We start from the raw sequence: 6586 nt of genomic DNA on the forward strand, positions 1-6586 counted from the left end.
TTAAAAAGTTCGTCGGTTGATTTGCTCATAATAGCTGCAAAGATACAATTTAGGCCGAAAGGATAAAGGGGAAAGGATAAAGGTATAAAAGCTAAATTTTATACTTAAATTACTTTAGTTAAAACCAAATACCGGGTAATTCCCTTATCTTTCATATACCAAATTATTTGCCTCATCATGGAACATATTGTCAGAATACTGGATATACATCCTGTTACCCACAACGTAAAGCAGTTTATTATTGAAAAGCCCGATGGGTTCACTTTTAGCCCTGGGCAGGCTACCGAGATGTCCATTAATCAGGATGACTGGGCCGATAAGCAGAGCCCCTTTACCTTTACCAATTTTACTGACGATCATTTTCTGCAGTTCACCATTAAGCTATATACCGACCACGAAGGTGTTACCAATCACCTTGGGGAGCTGCAGGTTTGTGATGAACTGATCTTGCGCGAGCCCTGGGGAACCATTGAATATAAGGGCCCAGGCTATTTTATTGCCGGCGGCGCAGGTATTACCCCCTTTATTGCCATACTCCGGCAGCTTAATCGGGAGGGGGCATTGGCCGATAATAAACTATTCTTCTCCAATAAAACCGATGAGGATATTATACTGGCCGATGAGCTGAAAAGCATGCTTGGCGACAATGCCCTGTTTACCATAACAAATCAAAAAGACAGCGTGCACGACCAGCGCCGTATTGACGCAGAGTTTTTAAAGGCCGAAGTAAAAGATTTCAGCAGGCATTTTTACGTTTGCGGCCCCGATGCTATGGTACAGGAGATCACCGGAATACTAACAGAGCTTGGCGCCAATACCGATGCCGTTGTTTTTGAAAGGTAGATGACAAATTTTAAGTAAATCTCATATCTCAAATCTCACATCTAAAATCTATTTTTGAGCCATGAGTATCCGGGTGCAGGCATTAACAAAAGTTTACGGTGCGCAAAACGCGGTAGATGGCATCAGCTTTAGCGCTGAGCCTGGTGTGCTGGGCTTTTTAGGTCCTAATGGCGCGGGCAAATCCACCACCATGAAAATACTCACCGGTTTTATTCCCCAAACTTCGGGCGAGGCTACAGTGTGTGGCTTTGATGTGGTAACCCAATCCCTGGAGGTGCGCCGCCGGATAGGTTACCTGCCCGAGAGCAATCCGCTGTATACGGATATGTATGTCAAAGAATCATTGGGTTTTATAGCGGGTATTCACCAGCTGCATGACCCTCATAAGCGCATTGCAGAGGTTATTGAACAAACCGGACTTGGCCCTGAGCAACACAAGAAAATAGGGCAATTATCCAAGGGCTACCGCCAGCGGGTAGGGTTGGCGCAGGCCATATTGCACAACCCTGATGTGCTGATCTTAGATGAGCCAACCTCGGGGCTCGATCCTAACCAACTGATAGGCATACGCCAGCTGATCCAGGAATTGGGCAAAAGCAAGACCATTATCCTGTCTACCCATATTATGCAAGAGGTGGAGGCCGTTTGCAGCAAAGTGATCATTATTAACCGGGGCAAAATTGTAGCCGATGATACCCTGACCGGCCTGCGAGGGAAAAATAATAATGACCCGCTCGAACAAATATTCATTTCCCTCACTGCTAATTAATATCCCCGTTTTCTTATCTGCCCGACTTTTTAAAATTTTTATTTTAATACTTTTTGGCTCAAAAAACTTCAAAATTCGCCGGTTTTTGAGTGGAATTGAGCAGAATTGGAACGAAAACTTTCATTTTTAACACTTTTTCATGGCTTTTTTGAGCTTTAAAAAGTGTTAATATATTGTTTGTCAGATATTTGAATTGTTTTTGGCGCTTCTGGGTTTATTTTATCACCTGCCGGGAAGCAGTTTTGATAGTGAAAATTCACCTCGCCTCTATCCCTACAAATTTACAAAAATGGCCGCTAAAACAAAAGTTTATATTGTGCTATTTAATACGGTGAATAGTGTAAAATGAACTCTTTTGCACAGTATCTGTAAATATTTTTTAAAATATTTTGAAACTATTTGCCATTATGTGCGTCTATTATATCGAACCTCAGTTTTCGGGTCCCCTGCCGTTACTGTACTAAGTAATCACACATCAAACCAAAAACCATGAAAAAAATTCTCTTAGCCTTAGCGCTTATTGCAGGTACAACTTTCACAACTTTTGCGCAAACAAAATCTGACGGTGGTAAATTCAGTATTGGCTTTGAAGCCGGTTTACCAACTGGCGATATTCACCATTTTTACGGCTCTGTATTGGGTGGTTCATTAAAATATGAATTACCTATAGCTCCAAGTACTTATTTTACAGTTTCAGCCGGATATAACTCTTTCCAGGCAAAAGGTATACTTAAAGACATTGATGGTAGCTCATTTGGTGCGGTACCGGTAAAAGCAGGTATCAAATACTACATTGAGCAAGGCTTTTTTGCTGAAGGCCAGGTAGGTGCCGCTTTCTTTACAGGAGATGCCAGCGGTACAGCATTTGCTTATTCGCCAGGTATTGGTTATACCTTTGCTCAAGGTCTTGAATTAGGCGTTAGATACGAAGGTTGGTCAAAAGATGGCACAATAGGCCAGGCGGGCTTGCGCATAGCATACCGCTTCTAAATTTATAAACAATTGATAAAAGCCTTAAACACTCATCAAAGTGTTTAAGGCTTTTTTTTATTGGGTTTACCAGGTAACATCCAGCCAGAGCCATAATAGACTATGAATTTATTTATCCTTAATTTGTAGCTGATAAAAGTTAAAAAAATGTCCATAACCACCGAAGACGAAAGAATAGGGATACAGGAGGCCAGCGACGCGGTTGCCATCACCCTGAAAAAGATGCGTGAGTTTGCCAGGCCGGGTATGTCAACCAAACAGCTTGATGAGTATGGCGGCGCATTGCTGGCGCAGATGGGTGCGCGATCAGCGCCTTTGTTAACTTATGAGTTTCCGGGCTATACCTGCATCAGTGTTAATGAGGAGGCCGCGCATGGCATACCATCGGCAGATAAGATCCTGAAAGAGGGCGATCTGATCAATATCGATGTATCGGCAGAGTTAAACGGTTATTGGGCCGATAATGGCGGTTCATTTATATTGGGTGAGGATATTCATGGTCACGGTAAACTGGTTGAGGCATCGAAAGAGATATTAAAGAAAGCGATCAGTAATATTAAAGGCGGTGTTAAAATAGCTGAGATTGGCCGTTTAATTGAAACGGAAGCTAAAAAGGCCGGTTACACGGTAATCAAAAACCTCACCGGGCATGGTGTTGGCCGCAGCCTGCACGAAGAACCTCACGAGATAGCTAACTATTACGACCGATATAACACCACCCGTTTCAAAAAGAATTCGGTAGTGGCTATAGAAACGTTTATTTCAACACGGTCAACTATTGCCGATACGCAGGCCGATGGCTGGACATTGATTGGTAATAAAGGCGGTTTTGTAGCACAGCACGAACATACCATTATGGTAACCGGCGGTCAGCCGGTAATATTTACGGTGCAAAACGGTATTTGGGATTAGTACGAATTTTGAATAAATTTTATTGCTGTTAACGAAAGGTGAAATTTGTTGAAAATAGCATGGGGTACATTTGACTCACCCGGTCTACGCTTCGCTGGACCACCCTCTCTGCCCTTTGGGCAAAGAGGGTAAAAAAACAATTAGTAAAATAACAATCCCCCTCTTTACGCTTGCGTAGAGAGGGATGACAAGCGTAGCGATGTCAGGGTGAGTATATAAAGCTTGGTTTGTTAAGTCATGCCTAATTAATTGCCGTCTCACTTTAGTGGACGGAGATAATGTAGAGGAAGATGAATGGCTTTAGCCAAAATAATCTGTAAATTTTAAAAGCGATCACCCTTTTTGCTTTGGAATAATAATATTGTAATTTCGGCGCTTAACATCCACTGAAAATTGCTTAGCATCCTCAAAAAAGAAATCGTTTCGTACCTCAGTTCGCTGGTGGCTTATGTTACCATTGGCGTGTTTTTACTGGTATTGGGTCTGTTTTTATGGGTGTTCCCAGATTCAAGCATTTTAGATTACGGCTATGCCGGTCTTGATAGTCTTTTTAGCACCGCGCCATACCTGTTCATGTTCCTGATACCGGCCATTACCATGCGGTCATTAGCTGAGGAACGTAAGGAAGGAACCTTCGAACTGCTGTTCACCCGCCCCCTTACCGACTGGCAAATTATACTGGGTAAATACCTGGCCAGTGTGCTGCTGGTACTTTTTGCCCTGCTGCCAACGCTGGTTTATTATTTTTCGGTAAGTACACTGGGTACACCGCAGGGTAATATTGATACCGGGGCGGTTATTGGCTCGTACATTGGGTTGTTTTTATTGGGAGTGGTGTTTACGGCTATCGGGTTATTTGCATCATCGGTAACCAAAAACCAGATCATCGCTTTTACTATAGCCGTATTCCTGTGTTTCTTTTTCTACAGCGGGTTTGATTCCCTGAGTCAGCTGCTTTCGCTACAGGATCTGGGCCTGCAAAACCTGGGCATTACGGAACATTATCAGTCGGTAAGCCGGGGCGTGTTGGATACGCGCGATCTGGCTTATTTTATAATTGTTGCTGGTGTGTTTATCTGGCTTACATTGTTTGTGATCATCAGCCAGCGAAAAAAGAAATTTACTGATAGTTCTCCCTTCATGGGGCTTGGGGGCTTGTTGGTCATTGTTATCCTATCGAACATCGCTTTTACCCGTTTTGACTTCACTGCCGAAAAACGGTATACCATATCACCCATCAGTCGTCAAATTGTCGGCGACTTACAGCAGCCGGTAAAGGTTACGGTTTATTTGCAGGGCAATAATTTGCCGGGAGGTTTTAAACGTTTGCAAGGTGCTACACGTGATATGCTGAGCGATTTGCAAGCTTACAGCCATCGCAAAATACAGTTTGAGTTTGCCGACCCATTGAAGAATCTGGCCGGTGAGCAGCAAAACCAGGCTATCCAAAATCTGGAAGCCCGTGGTATTGAGCCCACCAACCTCAGCGTAAAAACAGATGATGGCGTATCGCAGAAATTGATATTCCCGGCGGCGCTGGTATCGGTGAACGACAAAGATATTCCTGTAAAATTATTATTGAGCCGGATAGGCCTCTCGCCCGATGAAGTGCTTAACAACTCTATCCAAAATTTAGAATACGCTTTTGTATCGGCTATAAAAAAAGCTGCCAGTGGGGGCAAACCGCAAATTGGCTTTACCGAAGGACATAATGAGCTAACTGACCTGCAACTGAATGATGCCATGAAATCACTGGCCGATGGTTATGAGGTTGGCCGTGTAAATCTAAACAGCATTAGCCTAAACGGACTGCAAAGGATAAAACTATTAGTGATACCTAAGCCCGACAAGAAATTTACCGAACTGGAGAAATTTAAGATAGACCAATATATTATGCACGGTGGCCGCGTGCTGTGGGCCATTGACCAGGTAAGCGCTGAGCTGGACAGCCTGCGCGGACACGGCGGTGAACAACTGACCTTTGCCAAACAGCTTAATCTGGACGATCAGCTTTTTCGTTACGGTATCCGCATCAATTATGACCTGATCGCCGATATGAGCTGCTCGCAGATACCAGTAGCTACGGGGCAGGTGGCAGGGCAGGCGCAAATACAAATGCTGCCCTGGTTGTTTTATCCGCTGCTGATGCCTGTATCTAAACATCCCATTGTTAAAAACCTGGATGCCATCAGCACCGAGTTTATCAGTACCATTGATGTGCTTGATACCAAAAATGTTAAAAAAACGGTATTGCTTGCCTCATCGCCCTTTAACAAAAAACTGAGCGCGCCGCACATGCTATCGTTGCAGGCCCTGGAGCAGGAACCTAATCCTAAAGAGTTTCAGAGTTCGCCCAAAACGGTAGGGGTGCTACTGGAGGGCAAATTTGTATCTGACTGGCGAAACCGCCCGCTGCCCGAAGGGCTGCAGGAGCAGGCTACTATACAACCCGAAAGCGTGCCTACTAAAATGATCGTGATAAGCGATGGCGATATTTTGAAGAACCAGGTAGGAAGTGATGGCTCGCCATACCCGCTGGGGTATGATCATTACACACAGCAAACCTATGGCAACAAGAACCTGCTGCTGAACATTGCCGACTATATGACCGACGATTCGGGCCTGATTGCCCTGCGCACCAAAGAGATCAGGATCCGCCTGCTTAACCGGGCCCGCATCCGTAACGAAAAAATGTACTGGCAGCTGGTAAATACAATTGCACCGTTACTGTTAGTGTTAATATGTGCTATTTTTCAACATTACATTCGTAAACGAAAGTATGCTCATTAAATTTCATATTTTTGGTAACCCTTTGCCTCACCCCAACCCCTCTCCAAAGGAGATGGGCTTAAAAGAAAAGTAGGCAAATCCTCACCTTAGGAGAAGATTTAGAAGAGGCTTTTTTATATTTTTGATTGATTAAACAGACCCATATGAGATTCATTGTTTCTACATCAACATTACTCAAACAGCTGCAGTCGGTAAGCGGTGCGTTAAGCAACAGTACCGTTTTGCCTATACTGGAAAACTTTTTGTTCGAGATAAAGGATGGAAACTTAACCATTTCTGCAA

At 43.9% G+C, this 6586-nt stretch carries 5 protein-coding genes and 1 pseudogene; all 6 read left to right on the plus strand.

Translation table 11 applies throughout. The features are described from left to right. The first annotated feature begins 177 nt into the window (after nucleotides 1-177). Nucleotides 178-843, plus strand: a complete 666-nt coding sequence (locus tag AAGC65_RS24065) for a flavodoxin reductase (RefSeq protein WP_343115010.1) — start codon at nucleotides 178-180, stop codon at nucleotides 841-843. A gap of 61 nt (nucleotides 844-904) precedes the next feature. Beyond that, nucleotides 905-1612, plus strand: coding sequence for an ATP-binding cassette domain-containing protein (locus AAGC65_RS24070; RefSeq protein WP_343115011.1), 708 nt, complete (start codon nucleotides 905-907; stop codon nucleotides 1610-1612). Nucleotides 1613-2101: 489 nt separating this feature from the next. After that, nucleotides 2102-2602 (plus strand): hypothetical protein, encoded by a 501-nt coding sequence (locus AAGC65_RS24075; protein WP_343115012.1) that lies wholly within the window; start codon nucleotides 2102-2104, stop codon nucleotides 2600-2602. 147 nt (nucleotides 2603-2749) lie between these two features. Next, complete coding sequence (gene map / locus AAGC65_RS24080; RefSeq protein WP_343115013.1) at nucleotides 2750-3514, plus strand: type I methionyl aminopeptidase; 765 nt, start codon at nucleotides 2750-2752, stop codon at nucleotides 3512-3514. 393 nt (nucleotides 3515-3907) lie between these two features. Continuing rightward, nucleotides 3908-6304: a gliding motility-associated ABC transporter substrate-binding protein GldG gene (gene gldG, locus AAGC65_RS24085; RefSeq protein WP_343115014.1), complete on the plus strand. Its 2397-nt coding sequence runs from the start codon at nucleotides 3908-3910 to the stop codon at nucleotides 6302-6304. Nucleotides 6305-6447: 143 nt separating this feature from the next. After that, a pseudogene (locus tag AAGC65_RS24090) lies at nucleotides 6448-6586 on the plus strand (DNA polymerase III subunit beta); the annotation flags it as partial.

The organism is Mucilaginibacter sp. (genome assembly GCF_039207105.1).
In the GTDB taxonomy this organism is placed as follows: domain Bacteria; phylum Bacteroidota; class Bacteroidia; order Sphingobacteriales; family Sphingobacteriaceae; genus Mucilaginibacter.

Bases quoted from the DNA above. Each gene is read 5' to 3' on its own strand.
- AAGC65_RS24065 (WP_343115010.1), top strand. From the start codon at position 178: ATGGAACATATTGTCAGAATACTGGATATACATCCTGTTACCCACAAC.
- AAGC65_RS24070 (WP_343115011.1), top strand. From the start codon at position 905: ATGAGTATCCGGGTGCAGGCATTAACAAAAGTTTACGGTGCGCAAAAC.
- AAGC65_RS24075 (WP_343115012.1), top strand. From the start codon at position 2,102: ATGAAAAAAATTCTCTTAGCCTTAGCGCTTATTGCAGGTACAACTTTC.
- map (WP_343115013.1), top strand. From the start codon at position 2,750: ATGTCCATAACCACCGAAGACGAAAGAATAGGGATACAGGAGGCCAGC.